Below are 14206 nucleotides of genomic sequence, written 5' to 3' on the forward strand. Positions count from 1 at the left end.
AAGTAAGCCTTCCCTAATCAATCGAAATTGATTAGGGAAGGCTTACTTTATTTCCGGATCAGATGCTTTCGCGCCGGATGGGGCACGACATGCAACGCGGCCCGCCGCGGCCGGAGCCCAGCTCGGAGCCGGTGATGGCCAGTACTTCGATACCGGCTTCGGCCAGGCGCGCGTTGGTTTCCACATTACGTTCGTACCCGACGACCACGCCGGGCGCGAGCGCGAGAGTGTTGTTCCCGTCGTCCCATTGCTCGCGTTCCGCGGTGACCGGATCGAGTCCGGTGTCGATGACCCGGAGCCGGTCGATTCCCATTGCCTCGGCGGCCGCGGTGAGGAATGGGGCCGGGCCTTCCACCTTCACCGAACCGTCGTCGGTCGGCCGCATCGTGAACGCGGTCAGTGAATCGCGGGAAAGCGGATACATGACGACGGCGTCGGCGTCGACCATCGTGCAGACGGTGTCCAGATGCATGGTCGCGCGGGTCTGCTGGATGGGCACGGCGAGCACGGTGTGCGCGATCCCGTCGGCGAACACCGACCGCGCCAGCGACTCCGCGCCCGCCGCGGTCGTCCGCTCGCCGACGCCGATGGCCAGGACGCCCGGCGAGAGCAGCATGACGTCGCCGCCCTCGATCGGCGCCGAATGCGCGCCGTACGCGCGGGCCGCGTGGCGGAACCACGGATGGTAGGCGTAGATGAGGTCCAGCACCGCGGTTTCGCGGACCCGGGCGGGCATGGTCAGCGAGGAGACCGCGACGCGGTCGCCGATCCAGGCCGACGAGTCACGGGTGAACAGCAGGTTCGGCAGCGGATCGACGGCGAAGTCGTTCGGATGGTTCATCAGCCGGACCAGCGAGGCGCCCTCGGCGGCGGGCAGTTCCTCGAAGGTCATTCCCGCCATCAGGACCTCGGCCAGCGTCGCCGGTGCGACGCTCGACAGATGGGAGCGGAGCGAATCGGCGAGGTCGGGCCCGAGCCGCCGCTCGTCGACGGCCGCGTGCACGCCCGCCGCGTGGGCGCGGGTGTCCGCGAGCGCCGTGCGCAGCGCGTCGGCCAGCAGCAGCACCTCGACGCCTCGGCCGCGCAGCACCTCGGCGAACGCGTCGTGCTCCTCCTGCGCGCGGTCCACCCAGGGGATGGAATCGAACAGGAGCTGGTCGTTGTTGCGAGGCGTGAGCCTTTTGAGCTCGTTGCCGGGCCTGTGCAGCAGCACCGCACGCAGGGGGCCGACTTCGCTGTCAACTCGGGGTGGAGTCGTCTCGTCAATCACGGCTTCACACTAGCTAGGGAAGCCAGGAAACTCGCCCTTTGAGCAGCGCGTATCCGACGAAGGAAACGAAATCCAGCGCGGTGTGCGCGGCGATCAGCGGCCACAGCCGGTTCGTCTTCTGCCACAGCCTGCCGAACACCAGGCCCATCACCACATTGCCGACGAAACCACCGAAACCCTGATACAGGTGATACGACCCGCGAAGCACCGAAGACGCGACCAGCGCGGTGTTCTCCCGCCAGCCGAGTTGTCGCAGCCGGGTCAGCAGGTATGCGACGACGAGCACCTCTTCGGCGAACGCGTTCCCGAAGGCCGACAACGTCAGCGTGATCGGGCGCCACCACGTCTCGCCCAAAGTGGACGGTTGCACCGACAGGCTGAACCCGAGGCCGTAGGACAGGAAGTACAGCCCCAGCCCCGGAATCCCGATCACCGCGGCGAGCAGCAGCCCGTGGACGACGTCGCGGCCCGGGCGCTGCCTGTCGAGGCCGATCTGGGCGAGCTTCATCCCGCCGCGCCACAACAGGTACAGCCCGAGCGCGCCCCAGCCGACCAGCTGACCGGCGCTCAGGAGCTGCTTGAGCAGGTCGACCAGGCTCAGCGTCGCCTGTGGGACGTTCAGCTGGGCCTGTTGCTGCGCCAGCGGCACCGGCTGCAGCAGCGAGTCCACAAGGGACAGCAGGCTGCGCAGCCCGGACAGGCCGAGGGTGATGCCGAAGACGACGACCAGTTCGATGACGATCGCGCGGCGGCGCGCCGGATCTTCCACGAATTCCGGCAGCGCCGGGCGTTCGGGACGCAGCCAGCTCATCGTCCGCACGCTACCGTCGGGTCATGCCAAGGAGCATCGCGACCAACGAAACCGTCGACCGCGCCGCGCTCGTCGACTTCCTGTCCACCCGCCACCGCGCCATCCTGATGACCACCAAGGCCGACGGCGGCCCGCAGCTCTCCCCGGTGACCTGCGGTGTCGACGGCGAGGGCCGGCTGGTCATCTCCACATACCCGAAACGCGCGAAGGTCGTCAACATCCGGCGAGAGCCGAAGGTGTCCGCCTGCGTCCTCTCCGACGAGTGGAACGACCGGTGGGTCCAGCTGAACGGCACCGCCGAGGTGCTCGACCTGCCCGACTCGGTCGAGCCGCTGGTCGACTACTTCCGCGCGATCTCCGGCGAGCACCCCGACTGGGACGAGTACCGCGAAGCGATGGTCAAACAGGGTAAGAGCATCATCCGCGTCACCATCGAGTCTTGGGGCCCGGTCGCCAAGGGCGGTTTCCCGGCGGAACTCGCCTAACCCTGCGGGAAGTACGGGCAGCCAACGAGACGGCGGATCTCGCCGCTCAGCTGCTGCGGCCCCTCGACCGGACGCGAGAACGCGAGCCGGACGTCGTGGTCGCCGGAGTCGGCCTCGACCCGCAGCCGCAGCCCGTAGCGGTCCAGCCCGAGCGGCCGGATCCAGCCGCCGCGCAGTTCGGCGGGCACGTGTTTGGCGAGCTGCTGGACGACGTCGGCGTGGTCGGTCTCCAGATGCCGCAGCCACGCGGCCTCGTAGTCGTGGAACGGATCCGGCGGCGCGGCGCTGAACATATGCGGCCGGAGCGAATGCGTGCCCTCGGCGTCGGCGAGTACCAGCGACGCCGGGGTCAGCCGCAGCAGCGTCACACCGTGCCCGACGTCCAGCAGCCGCTCGTCCGGCCGGGTCTCGGCGATGGAGACCGCCCGGGCCCGCGCCGAAACCTCCGACAGCGGGCGGAGCCAGCCCGTGATCCACAGCAGCCCGCGGATGGGCTCCCGCAGGTCGACCGGCGCCTGATCGGTCAGTTCGACCATCACCGCGAGCTCGCCGCGCTGGGCCTCGTGCGCGCGTTTCACCAGGTGGTGCTCGTCCGGCAGCAGGATGCTGACGCTGCCGCTCGTGTGCACGTGGTGCAGCACGGGGACGACCCGGCCGCACTGTCCTGGCTGATCACGCTGCTCCGCGGTCGGCATCAGCGTCGCCGGCCCGTTGCGGGTGGCGATCGTCTTCGCGCGTTCGGCGGGGTTCGGCGCCGGCGGGCGGCGGATGGACGTCGGTGTGGTCACGGCTCACCTCCTAGTTAGGTGAGCCTAACCTGATCTGGCCGCCGAGCGGAAGTAGTCTGGATCACGTCTCGCCGTGTCCGTATAGGTTGACCAGGTGGAAGCCCACGGAATCCGGGTGCTCGAACCACCCGAAGGGATTCCGGCGACGAACATGCCGGTCCTGACACCCCTTCTCGATCGCAACACCGTCACCGCCGGGACGATGGCCGTCGCGACCGGACTGCTCGTGGCGCTGGGCGTCGTGCTCGCGGTCTTCGGTGGGCACGGGATCGCCGTGCCCTCGGCCCTTCTGGTCTTCATGACACCGTCTTCGCTCTACTTCGGCTACTCCGCCGTTGCCGGATCCTCCTCGATGCGGAAGCTCACCGGCAAACCGTTCCGCCTGGTGAACGGGCTGGACGGCGCCGTCGTCGCGGGTGCACGGGTGAGTGTTCCCCTGGACGGGCGGTGGCTCGTCGTGCGGCTCCCGACCCCGCTCCGGACGCAACTCGCGGCGCAGCGACGGCTCTGGGTGCTCGGCCCGTTCGTCATGCTGCCCGGTGTCGTCGTCCCGCGCCGTGGCGCGTTCCGCGGCGCTCCGGTGAAGGGCTCGGTCCCGTTGGCCTTCGAGCCGGTGTCACCCGGCCGGATGCTCGCGACGCAGCGGCGATTGCTTTCGGCGTACTACTTCATCAGTGTCGTGATGCTGCTCGTCATGAGCGCGTTCGCCTTCTGGACGTCGGCGGACTATCCGAAGCGGGACAGCGTCGTGGTGCGGTATTCGGGTTACTTCGGCTACGGCTGCGCGGCGGGCGCGCTCGGCCTCGCCGTCGTCGCGCTGGTGCTGCTCAGGAAGCTGCCCGAGCCGCGATGGACCGAACTCGCCGTCGTGTCCGGGCCGGCGTCGATCAGCTTCTTCGGCATGGTCACCGTCAAGGGCCGGACCGTCCTCCCCGACGGCCGCGAGGTCACCGTCACCGCCGGTGGTTCGGATCCGTCGCTGGCCGCGAACATCGCCGCGACCGGGCGGTTGTGGGTGCTCGGCGTGCCCGTCGCCGGGAAGACGGCGAAGGCCGGAGTGCCCGGTCACGCCGTTTTCGGGCCGGCCCGATTCGGCCGGTGAACGTCAGCCGAGGGACCGCCGCGTCGCTTCCTCGGTCTCCACGACCCCTCGCCGGATCCCTTCCAGCTGCTCGCTCAGTTCACCGATCGTGGTGGTGTCGAGCAGCGAATCGCCGGTGGCGGCCGACAATTCGGCCGCCCTGGCGACCAGCCCGTCGAGGCCTAGCGCGCCGGATCGCAGCTGTGCCAGCAGTTTCCGCTGCGCGCTCGACAGCCGCGCGTGCACGTCCTCCTGTGCCTGCACGGCTTCGAGCGACTGGATCAGGTCACCGCGGATGTCGTCGTCGTCGGCGGCCTTGAGATCCTTTCGCAGCCGGGCTTTCTCGGCGGACACCGCGCCGAGATCCACTCGCGCCAACGCCTTTCCGGTGGCGGACGCCCGGGCGGCCAGCCGCCGCAGGGTGTCGACGGTCTCCCGCACCACCGGTTCCATATCGGCCACCCGGTCGGCGAGCGGTCCGGTGTCGAGCGAAGCGGAAATCGACCCGAAACCGTCGGCCGCGGCTTCCGCGCGCCGCAGCCAATCCGCCTCCGGCGAACCGGGTTCGACGTCGGGGAGTGGTCGATCTTCGGGTTCTGGCAAGGGTTTCGGCCGCGTGGCGGCGGCGACGCCTGCCCGGGCCGCCAGCACGGTCACACCGACGCCGAGCGCGGCGAGCACCGGCAGCTGCACCGCCCAGGCCGCACCCGTCGACGTCGCCGCGAGGAGAAGTCCCCACGGTTCGGCTAGTTCACGGACGAAGCGCATATCCGAGGATCTCAGAAATTCGAGATCACGGCGGTGAAGACCTGGTCGATCGAGTCCGGTTTGGACGAGTCGTACCCGACCCCCTGGGTGGTCTCGGCGATCTCCTTGAGGATGTCCAAATCCGCGTCGGAGCCGTACGCGATGGTGAACAGCCGCACCGCTTCGCCGCCGCCTTCGGCCTTCAGTCGTCCGACGAGGTTCGGCAGATCGATTCCGCCGGGATCCTCGTTCCGGCCGTCGGTGAGCACGACGACGGCGTTGATCGCGTCCGGATCCAGCCGCTGTTTCATGAATTCGTAGGCGGCGAGCGACGAGTCGTAGAGCCCCGTCCCGTTCTGGGGGGTCAACCCGTTCAGCCGCGACGCCAGCTCCTGCCTGCCCTGCTCACCGCCGATCGGCGACACCGGCCGCAGCTCGACGTAGTCCTTGTCGCCGTCGAGTTTCGTCGAGAACATCCACAGCCCGACCTTGTCCGCGTCGCTGAACTGCGGCAACGACGCCACGGCCGCCTGTTTCGCGAGATCCATCTTGTTCTTCCCGGTCCCGCCGACGCCGTCGCCCATCGACCCGGAGACGTCGACGACCAGCAGCACGTTCGCCTTCTTCCGCAGGTCCTTCCACGACTTCAGCACCTCGGTCAGCACCGGCGGGCTCGGCGGGCGGATGAGGTTCAGCTTCGAATCCGGCTCGGCGCCGTTCTCCTTCGTGGTCTGCGAGCCGGGTTTCCCGTCGAACGTGCGGAAACCGATGTCGCTGAACTTCTGCTGCGCTTCGGCGCCGCGCAGATGCGCGAGGAAATCCGCCGCGACCTGCTTGCGGATGTCGTCGGCCCAGTTCAGCACGGTGAACGGGTGGTCGGAGTTGAGCGTGCCGTCGCTCGGGTAGATCCCGACGAGCGGCACCTTCGGCGGCGCGTGCTGGCCGCGTTTCGCCGGGTCGTTGGTGGGATTGCCCTGGTTGTAGCCGACGAGCGAGTTCTCCTCGACCGTCACCGCCGAGATGTACGACATCGCGGCGCCACGGTCGTCGGCCTTCTGCAGGTTCGTCAGGAACGTCAGCGTGTTGTCGCCGTAGTGGACGATGGCCTGCTCGACGTTCCGCACGAACGTCTGGGCCTCCGGCTTCGCGAGCGCGTTCGCGGTGAGGTCCGAAGAGGTTCCCGTCGCCGCGTAGTAGGCGCCGATGGTGGCGTTGAGGCCGGAGGTCGAGATGTTCGGATTCGTCTTCCCCAGCCGGAACTTCCCCCACTCCGGATGGCCGTATTTCGCCCAGCCCTGCGGATCGGTGGCGAGCGCGGCGAGGTCCTTCCAGCCGATGCCCTTGCCCGGCCAGCCGAGCGCTTCGGCCATCGGTTTCGGCATCGCGACGACCAGCGGTGCGTTCGCGACCGATTCCGGGTCACCCTCGGGTACCAGCGCGGGATGGTCGGAGCCGGTGAGGTTCTGGCGCAACAGGTTCACCCAGCCCGACGCGGCGGGCGTCCAGACGTCCGGGCGCGGGCCGTCCACCGCCTCGTTCCAGCCGCGGGACAGGGCCTGCATCGCGGTACCGGACGATTTCGACTGCACGAGCACGTCCACGCAGCGTCCGGCCACCGTGCGGCCGCTGTAGCCCTTGGCGATTTCGGCGACCACGCCCGCCTTCTCCGGCGAAGACGACACCTGCAGCTTGACCGCGTCGCCCGTCGTGCACTTCGCTTCCGCGGCTTCCTCGCCGGAATCGCTCGTGATCGCGCGCAGACCGATGATCAACCCGATCGCGACCACCGCGGCGGCCACGAACGCCAGGACCTTCCGGCCGCCGCGGGACTGCCCTGGATTCACGACCATGGAGAACCTCCCGGTGAGAAACACCGATTATCCGGAGGTTTCGCCTTGCCGGGCTTGACGTTGCCGAACCGTTGCGGCCATGGCGGTACTTATCCCGCCATGGCCGCGACGGGGAAATCAGGCGCCGGGGCCCCGGCCGGACCAGGTCCAGGCGTAGCCGTGGTCCTCCGACGCGTCCGCCGCCTCACCGAGGTCCAGCGGCGCGAAGGTGTCCACCATAACCGCGGTCTCGTCGAAGAACTGCGCCCCGATCGACGCCTCCGCCGCCCCGGGCTGCGGCCCGTGCGTGAAACCGGACGGGTGCAGCGAAAGCGAGCCGACCTCGATCCCGGAACCCTTGCGTGCCTCGTAGTTCCCGCGGACGTAGAACATCAGCTCGTCGGAGTCGACGTTCGCGTGGTTGTAAGGCACCGGGATCGACTCGGGGTGGTAGTCGACCTTGCGCGGGCAGAACGAGCAGACCACGAAGTTCGGGCCCTCGAACGTCTGGTGCACGGGCGGCGGCTGGTGCACGCGGCCGGTGATCGGCTCGAAGTCGTCGATGTTGAACACCCACGGGTACAGGCAGCCGTCCCAGCCGACGACGTCGAACGGGTGGGTCGCGTAGGTGTAGCGCGTCAGCCCGGCGCGGTGCCGCACGAGGACCTCGACGTCGGTGCCGTCGACGACCAGCGGCTCCGACGGGCCGCGGATGTCGCGTTCGCAGTACGGCGAGTGCTCCAGGAACTGGCCCTTCGCCGACAGGTACCGCTTCGGCGGGCCGATGTGGCCGCGCGCCTCGATGGTCAGCAGCTTGACCCCGTCGGCGTGCGGGAGCACGCGATAGGTGCACGACGTCGGGATGACGAGGTAGTCGCCGTCACCGACTTCCAGGGTGCCGTAGATCGTCTCGACGGTCGCGCCACCGCCCTGGACGTAGAACAGTTCGTCGCCCGCGGCGTTGCGGTAAAGCGGCGACGGCTTGGTCGCGTGGACGAAACCGATGGTGACGTCGGCGTTGCCGAACAGCCGACGCCGGTCGGTCACCGCGTCGGCGTCGCCGAACTTGAGGTCGTGGGTCTTGAAGGCGCGGGGCTTGAGCGGGTGGTTCGGGGTGATGGGACCGCGCTCGTCCTCGATCGCGACCGCGTCGACGATCGCGGTGGGCAGCCCGCGGTGATACAGCAGCGCCGAGTCCGCCGAGAAGCCCTCGACACCCATCAGTTCCTCGGCGTACAGGCCCCCGTCGGGCTTGCGGAACGCCGTGTGGCGCTTGTGCGGGATCTCGCCTACCTGCCGGTAGTAAGGCATCGGAATCTCCCCGGAACGTGTCCGTTGTGCGAACGATTTTGTCCTGATGTCGTACGCTACTAGCGTGTCAGTCGTGTCAAGCGCTGTGGAACTCACGCCACCCGGCCCCCGAGGAATCCCTCCCCTGTTCGCGCGGCTCGTCGACGACTCGGCGTTGTTCCCGCCCGGTGAGGCGTCCATGCCCGAAGCGCTGCGAGCGCACTTCGCGTCGAGGGCCGGTGAGCACTCCGGCGTCCTCGGTGTGTTCCTGTGCCAGGCGTCGCGGCTGCCCGAGCTCATCACGGAGCTCATCAAGATCAAACCCAAGGAACCGCTGCCGCTGTCGCTCATCATCGACACCGGCCTCGGCGGCGTCCCGAAGGCGATTTCGATCGTCGAGTCGCGCAGCGAGATCCTCAGCCTGCGCATGGTGGAGATGCCGGCGCCGTCGGACGTCGACGAGGTCTGGCTGGAGCGCGTCTCCGAATTCGTGCCCGAGGACGTCATCCGCGTGGTCGAGCCGCGGCGCGGCGTCGGCTGGCTGGACGGCGTCCGCAAGGTGATCGAGCACGGCAGCTGGCCGAAGATCCGCTGCGGCGGCAAGGCGGGCGAGAACTTCCCCAGCGTCGACGAGGTCGCCGACTTCCTCGCGGTGGTCAGCGGCTCGACCGGGGCCTCGTTCAAGGCGACGAACAGCCTGCACCGCGCCGTCCGGCACACCGAGGAGTCGAGCGGTTTCACCCACCACGGGTTCCTGAACCTGATCGTGGCGTCCGCGCGCTGCCTTTCGGGTGGCGACGTGCGCGCCGCCCTCGAATCGACCGACGGCGCCGCGCTGGCCGCCGAGGCCAAGGGGATGTCGGACGAGGCGGCGAAGGCCGTTCGCGGGCTCTTCGCCTCGTACGCGGCGGCTTCGTTCGACGAGCCGGTCGCCGACCTCGGGGAACTCGGGTTGTTGTGACTCGCGAAGGGTCGCTGACTCTGGACCGCGGGCTCGCACTGCTCCAAGCGGTCGCGGACGCCGGCGGAGAGGCGGCGACGATCTCCGAGCTCGCCGTCGCCATCGGCGCGAGCCGGGCCGCCGTCTACCGGCTGCTCGTCCCGCTGTCCGAACGCGGCCTGGTGTGGCGCGACGGCAACAAGGTGCGGCTGGGGGTCGGCCTGCTCCGGCTCGCCGGGCAGGTGCTCCCGCAGCTCCGCGAGGCCGCGAGGCCGGTGCTGCGCGAGCTCGCGGAGAAGGTCGGCGCGACGGCGCACCTGTCGGTCGCTCAGGGGGACCAGGCGCAGGCCGTCGCGGTCGTCGAACCGTCCTGGACGAGCTTCCACGTCGCCTACCGCGTCGGGACCCGGCATCCGCTGTCCGCCGGTGCCGCGGGCAAGGCGATCACGCTGCGTCCCGGCGGCGGCGAAGGCTGGGTCACCTCGTCGGGTGAGCTGGAGGCGGGGGCGTCCGGGGTCGCCGCGCCCGTGCGCGGGGTGCCCGGCCTGAAGGCCAGCGTCGGCGTCGTGTCCCTCGAACCGCTGGACGCGTCCGTGGCCGGCCCGGCGGTCGTGGCGGCCGCCGTCCGGCTGGCCGAGGTGCTGAAACAGCCCGAGTAGGCCGTCAGCGGTGGCTGAGCAGCGGGCGGACCATGGTCGCCAGCAGCGTGAGGTCGACCGCGAACAGCAGCCGCTCGAACAGGCCGAGCGTGACCTCTTGATGCGACGGGCCGGTGAGCATCGTCCAGACGAACCCGCCGAGCACGATCACCACCGCGGCGAAGCTGGCCACCGCGAGCCGCCGGATCGTCGTGCGGCGCGGCTCCCACGGGCATCGCGCCCGGCTGCGGCGGGTCAGCACCCAGTCGGCGGCGGGAAGCGCCAGGAAGGCCGCCAGCGCCGCGTAGTTGTGGATCTGCCCGGCCAGTGAGCGGGCCTGGCCCTCGGGGTCGACGGGAACGAGCGCGAGGACGAACAGCCCGGCACACCACACGCCGAGTAGAGCGAGAACGGACTCGTAGCCCTTGCGGTGCGCTTTCGCGATCCCGCCGAGGAGCGCGAGCGAGCCGAAGCCCAGCGCCAGGCACATCGCGCCGAACAGTGGTGCCGCCGTCGAACCGGGCGAGAGGTAGCCGTAGACGTACTCGGACAGCGTCTGCCAGATCGGGCTGACCTGGCTGGACAGCCTCAGGTGCAGATCGATCGAGATGGCGACCGCGACGGCCATGCCGAAGACCGCGAGCCTGCCGTGCACAGGGGAGACGGCAAGTGTCTTCGGCGAGGTCACGACCGGTTTCTCCAGGCAAGTCGGGGCGGGTGTTCACCTTTTCGTTCCCGAAAGGTTACCCGGCGAACCTGTGAAGAACCCGTGCGGTCAGAACACCAGCTGGGCCAGCGCGAACAGCGAGAACCCGGCGAAGACGAAACCCGCCACGCGCTGGATGAGCTTGGGGCGGATCCGGCTGCGGACCTTCGCGCCGATGAAGACGGCGAGCCCGGCGACGGCGACAAGCGCGACGAAGGAGCCGAGGGCGACCGCGAACGGGTTGCCGAAGCGGGCCGTGAGACTGGCCGTCGCGAGCTGGGAGGCGTCACCCCATTCGGCGGCGAACAGCACTCCGAACGACGTCAGCGCGGAGCGGAAGAAGGTCGCGGGGCTCGGCCCGGAACGCGACGCGTCCTCGCCGCCGTCCTTGCCGGGGCTGAACCCTTCGCGAAGAAGCATGAACGCGCCGATACCGAACATCGCGGCGACGATCACCGTCACCAGTGTCTCCGGCAGCAAAGTGAGCACACTGCCGAAGGTGGCGGCGATCGCGGATTGCACGGCGAATGCGGCGGTGACCCCGGCGAATACCGGCCATGCGCGGAAACGGGTGGTGAGAACGAGGGTGGCGACGAGGGTCTTGTCCGGTAGCTCCACGGCCAGTACCAGGCCAAACGCGCTGATCAGCGCCAACATCGAGCTCGACATGACGGTGCTTCACCCCTTTCACTGCAACGATAAAGGGGCGATTCAGAGAAAGGCAAGCTGATGGCTTTTCCGAATCGCACGGCATGTGCGGGCGAATTGTTTTTCGCGGCGGGGCGGAATTGGGATTTCGGTAAACCGAATTCTTTTTTCCGGCTCCGCTGGTAGCGTCCGGGCGCATGGACGAGAGAGCGCGGATCGAGGACGTGTGCCAGCGGCTGAAGGAGCACTACGTGTTCCCCGACGTCGCCGAGAAGCTGACCGTGTTCCTGCGGGCGCGGCTGCGTGACGGCGCGTACGCGGGGCTCGACGATCAGGCGTTCGCCGTCGCGGTCACCGCGGATCTGCAATCGGTCAACGGGGACAAACACCTGCGGCTACGGCATCACGTCGACCCGTTGCCCGAGGTGGAGGGGGAGTCGTTCGATCCCGAGCAGTATCGGCGCGAGGCGGAGCTGAACGGTCATGGCATCGCGTCGGCGCGGCGGCTGGCGGGCAACGTCGGCTACCTGGAGACCAAGCTGCTCTACGGGCCGGACATCGCCGGCGAGGCGCTGGCCGCGGCGATGACGCTGCTCGCGACCACCGACGCGCTGATCATCGATGTCCGCGAGAACCGGGGCGGGGATCCGATGGCGGTCGCGCTGATCATCAGCTACCTGGTCGGCGAGCCGACGCATTTCAACAGTATCTATCTGCGTGACGGCGACGTGACGAACCAGTTCTGGACAATGCCGTACGTACCGGGCCGGAAGTTCGGCGCGGACAAGCCGGTGTGGGTGCTGACCGGGCCGACGACGTTCTCCGGTGCCGAGGATCTGAGCTACTCGTTGCAGCAACTGGGGCGGGCGAAGACGGTCGGCGCGGTCACCGGCGGCGGGGCCAACCCGCGGAGACAGTACAAAGTGGACACCCACCTGGATGTCACCGTCCCGGGTGGACGGGCCGTGAACCCGGTCACGGGGACCAACTGGGAAGGCGTCGGCGTCCAGCCCGACATCGCCGCCGACGTCGAGGCCGCTTTCGACACGGCGTACGCGTTGGCGCTGGAACACGTGCTGACACTGGGGGATTCGGACGTGCGGCGGCAGATCGCCGACGAGGCGCGACTCACACTCGCCGGCCTCGGCTGACCTGGGCGCGGGACCTACGTCCCGGCGAGATCGGGACCACTTGGACTGGCGGGCTCAACGGGCGTTGAGCAGGCTTGAGGTGTGGAAGTTCTCGATCTCGCTCGGTGGCAGTTCGGCATCACCACCGTCTATCACTTCCTGATGGTCCCGCTGACCATCGGGCTTTCGGTCCTGGTCGCCGGGATGCAGACGGCGTGGGTCCGGACGGGTGATCAGCGGTACCTGAAGATGACCAAGTTCTGGGGGAAACTCCTGCTGGTCAACTTCGCGATGGGCGTGGTCACCGGCATCGTGCAGGAGTTCCAGTTCGGGATGAACTGGAGCGCGTACTCGCGGTTCGTGGGTGACGTTTTCGGCGCGCCGCTGGCGATGGAGGGACTCGTCGCGTTCTTCGTCGAGTCGACCTTCCTGGGGCTGTGGATCTTCGGCTGGGACAAGCTGCCGAAGAAGGTCCACCTGGCGTGCGCGTGGGCGTACTCCCTGGCGACGGTGGCGTCCGCGTACTTCATCCTGGCGGCGAACTCGTGGATGCAGCATCCGGTCGGGGTCGAATTCGTCGACGGGAAGCCGACGATGAACTCGATCTGGGCGGTGCTGACGAACAACACCGCGCTGGCCGCGATCCCGCACACGCTCGCGGGCGCCTTCTCGGTGGCGGCGGCGTTCCTGGTCGGTGTCGCCGGCTGGCAGCTGTGGCGCAAGCGTTCGGAGGACGACGAGCACCGCGCGGTGTGGCGTTCGTCGTTGCGTCTCGGCGGCTGGACCGGTGTGGTGGCGTTCGCGGTGCTGGCGATCACCGGCGACTTCCAGGGCAAGCTGATGTTCGAGCAGCAGCCGATGAAGATGGCGTCGGCGGAAGCGTTGTGCCACACGGAGAAACCGGCGAGCTTCTCGATCATCGCGATCGGCGACGTGCGGAACGCGAACTGCGAGGACGTCAAGACGTTCAACGTGCCCGCCCTGCTCTCGTTCTTGGCGCACAACGACTTCTCGACCGAGGTCAAGGGCGTGGAGAACCTGATCACCGAATACCAGGCGAAGTACGGCACGAACTATCCGGACGACCCGCAGCTCGGTTCGCTGGCGGGCAAGCCGATCGACTACGTGCCCAACCTACCGGTGACCTACTGGGGTTTCCGCGCGATGATCGGCTTCGGCGCGATCTCGGCCGGGATCGGTTTGCTCGCGCTGTGGCTGACCCGGCGTGGGCGGATCCCCGGGCAGCGATGGTTCCCGTGGATGGTGCTCGGCGGGATCGCGACGCCGTTCATCGGCAACAGCGCCGGCTGGATCTTCACCGAGATGGGCCGTCAGCCGTTCGTGGTGGTGCCGAACCCGACCGGTGTCGACGGGGTGTGGATGTTCACCGCGCAGGCGGTCTCGAAGTTGTCCACAGGCGAGGTCTGGACGTCGCTGATCGCCCTGACGACCGTCTACGCGGTGCTCGGCGTGGTCGAGGTCTACCTGATGCGGAAGTACGTCCGGGGCGGCGTGGACGCCGTCATGCCACCCAAGAAACCGGCCTCGACCAGCAAGAACGACGACTCGAAAGGCGGTGACGGCGATGACGACGCGCTGGCCTTCGCCTACTGATCGCCTCTTGACGTCACCTACCCAGCCCCCCGCCCTTCCCGGGGGACGGCCCCGCACCCAGCGTATCGGGGGTATCGCTCAGGCGGGTTACCCACAGCCGATCTGTGGACAACTCGAGCGGTTGTGGATAACTCAGGGCGACCGGGGCTGGAAGGGCGGCTTCCGGGCGGCCAGGACGGGTTGCGAAAGCCACTTTCGCAACGCTCAAGGTTGCGAAAGTGGCTTTCGC

Annotated in this window: 14 protein-coding genes; 6 read left to right on the forward strand and 8 right to left on the reverse strand. The window is 68.6% G+C overall.

All coding sequences use genetic code 11. The features are described 5' to 3' along the window. Nucleotides 1–58: 58 nt before the first annotated feature. Both H4W30_RS39695 and H4W30_RS39700 read right to left on the reverse strand, forming a co-directional pair. Nucleotides 59–1270, reverse strand: coding sequence for an arginine deiminase (locus tag H4W30_RS39695; RefSeq protein WP_192747422.1), 1212 nt, complete (start codon nucleotides 1268–1270; stop codon nucleotides 59–61). A 13-nt stretch (nucleotides 1271–1283) separates the two neighbouring features. Then, on the reverse strand, nucleotides 1284–2081 hold the full coding sequence (locus tag H4W30_RS39700; protein ID WP_192747423.1) for a CPBP family intramembrane glutamic endopeptidase: 798 nt from the start codon (nucleotides 2079–2081) through the stop codon (nucleotides 1284–1286). Nucleotides 2082–2104: 23 nt separating this feature from the next. On the opposite strand from H4W30_RS39700, the gene H4W30_RS39705 reads away from it, so the two are divergent. Continuing rightward, a complete protein-coding gene (locus H4W30_RS39705; protein ID WP_192747424.1) occupies nucleotides 2105–2566 on the forward strand; it encodes a PPOX class F420-dependent oxidoreductase in 462 nt (153 codons plus the stop codon). Here the strand turns inward: H4W30_RS39705 and H4W30_RS39710 are convergent. Continuing rightward, nucleotides 2563–3354, reverse strand: coding sequence for a DUF2470 domain-containing protein (locus H4W30_RS39710; RefSeq protein ID WP_192747425.1), 792 nt, complete (start codon nucleotides 3352–3354; stop codon nucleotides 2563–2565). The genes H4W30_RS39705 and H4W30_RS39710 overlap by 4 nt on opposite strands. Nucleotides 3355–3448: 94 nt before the next feature. On the opposite strand from H4W30_RS39710, the gene H4W30_RS39715 reads away from it, so the two are divergent. Next, entirely contained in the window at nucleotides 3449–4456 is a 1008-nt protein-coding gene (locus tag H4W30_RS39715; protein ID WP_192747426.1) for a hypothetical protein, read from the forward strand. Between the two features lie 3 nt (nucleotides 4457–4459). On the opposite strand, the gene H4W30_RS39720 is transcribed toward H4W30_RS39715, so the two are convergent. The 3 genes from H4W30_RS39720 to H4W30_RS39730 all read right to left on the reverse strand — a co-directional run bounded on the left by H4W30_RS39720 (nucleotide 4460) and on the right by H4W30_RS39730 (nucleotide 8322). Next, on the reverse strand, nucleotides 4460–5203 hold the full coding sequence (locus tag H4W30_RS39720; RefSeq protein ID WP_192747427.1) for a hypothetical protein: 744 nt from the start codon (nucleotides 5201–5203) through the stop codon (nucleotides 4460–4462). 11 nt (nucleotides 5204–5214) lie between these two features. Beyond that, nucleotides 5215–7032: a substrate-binding and vWA domain-containing protein gene (locus H4W30_RS39725; protein WP_192747428.1), complete on the reverse strand. Its 1818-nt coding sequence runs from the start codon at nucleotides 7030–7032 to the stop codon at nucleotides 5215–5217. 117 nt (nucleotides 7033–7149) lie between these two features. Beyond that, on the reverse strand, nucleotides 7150–8322 hold the full coding sequence (locus tag H4W30_RS39730) for a homogentisate 1,2-dioxygenase (protein ID WP_192747429.1): 1173 nt from the start codon (nucleotides 8320–8322) through the stop codon (nucleotides 7150–7152). 85 nt (nucleotides 8323–8407) lie between these two features. Here H4W30_RS39730 and H4W30_RS39735 point away from each other — a divergent pair, with 85 nt between their 5' ends. Both H4W30_RS39735 and H4W30_RS39740 read left to right on the forward strand, forming a co-directional pair. After that, nucleotides 8408–9262 carry a hypothetical protein gene (locus H4W30_RS39735; protein ID WP_016330606.1) on the forward strand — a complete coding sequence of 285 codons (855 nt, stop codon included), beginning with the start codon at nucleotides 8408–8410 and terminating at the stop codon, nucleotides 9260–9262. Beyond that, nucleotides 9259–9900 carry an IclR family transcriptional regulator gene (locus H4W30_RS39740; protein WP_192747430.1) on the forward strand — a complete coding sequence of 214 codons (642 nt, stop codon included), beginning with the start codon at nucleotides 9259–9261 and terminating at the stop codon, nucleotides 9898–9900. The genes H4W30_RS39735 and H4W30_RS39740 overlap by 4 nt, the downstream gene beginning before the upstream one ends. 4 nt (nucleotides 9901–9904) lie before the next feature. Here the strand turns inward: H4W30_RS39740 and H4W30_RS39745 are convergent, their stop codons facing one another. Together H4W30_RS39745 and H4W30_RS39750 are read right to left on the reverse strand one after the other, a co-directional pair. Further along, the gene (locus tag H4W30_RS39745) at nucleotides 9905–10567 is read right to left on the reverse strand and encodes a DUF998 domain-containing protein (protein WP_192747431.1); all 663 of its coding nucleotides are present in this window, start codon (nucleotides 10565–10567) and stop codon (nucleotides 9905–9907) included. Between the two features lie 87 nt (nucleotides 10568–10654). Next, a complete protein-coding gene (locus H4W30_RS39750; protein WP_192747994.1) occupies nucleotides 10655–11242 on the reverse strand; it encodes a TMEM165/GDT1 family protein in 588 nt (195 codons plus the stop codon). Nucleotides 11243–11430: 188 nt separating this feature from the next. Here H4W30_RS39750 and H4W30_RS39755 point away from each other — a divergent pair, with 188 nt between their 5' ends. Continuing rightward, the gene (locus tag H4W30_RS39755) at nucleotides 11431–12384 is read left to right on the forward strand and encodes a S41 family peptidase (RefSeq protein WP_192747432.1); all 954 of its coding nucleotides are present in this window, start codon (nucleotides 11431–11433) and stop codon (nucleotides 12382–12384) included. Nucleotides 12385–12465: 81 nt separating this feature from the next. Then, nucleotides 12466–13977: a cytochrome ubiquinol oxidase subunit I gene (locus H4W30_RS39760; RefSeq protein WP_192747433.1), complete on the forward strand. Its 1512-nt coding sequence runs from the start codon at nucleotides 12466–12468 to the stop codon at nucleotides 13975–13977. Nucleotides 13978–14206: the final 229 nt, after the last annotated feature.

The sequence above is a fragment of the Amycolatopsis roodepoortensis genome (assembly GCF_014873915.1).
Lineage (GTDB): Bacteria > Actinomycetota > Actinomycetes > Mycobacteriales > Pseudonocardiaceae > Amycolatopsis > Amycolatopsis roodepoortensis.

Bases quoted from the DNA above. Each gene is read 5' to 3' on its own strand.
- H4W30_RS39700 (WP_192747423.1), bottom strand. From the start codon at position 2,081: ATGAGCTGGCTGCGTCCCGAACGCCCGGCGCTGCCGGAATTCGTGGAA.
- H4W30_RS39705 (WP_192747424.1), top strand. From the start codon at position 2,105: ATGCCAAGGAGCATCGCGACCAACGAAACCGTCGACCGCGCCGCGCTC.
- H4W30_RS39720 (WP_192747427.1), bottom strand. From the start codon at position 5,203: ATGCGCTTCGTCCGTGAACTAGCCGAACCGTGGGGACTTCTCCTCGCG.
- H4W30_RS39725 (WP_192747428.1), bottom strand. From the start codon at position 7,032: ATGGTCGTGAATCCAGGGCAGTCCCGCGGCGGCCGGAAGGTCCTGGCG.
- H4W30_RS39730 (WP_192747429.1), bottom strand. From the start codon at position 8,322: ATGCCTTACTACCGGCAGGTAGGCGAGATCCCGCACAAGCGCCACACG.
- H4W30_RS39750 (WP_192747994.1), bottom strand. From the start codon at position 11,242: ATGTTGGCGCTGATCAGCGCGTTTGGCCTGGTACTGGCCGTGGAGCTA.
- H4W30_RS39755 (WP_192747432.1), top strand. From the start codon at position 11,431: ATGGACGAGAGAGCGCGGATCGAGGACGTGTGCCAGCGGCTGAAGGAG.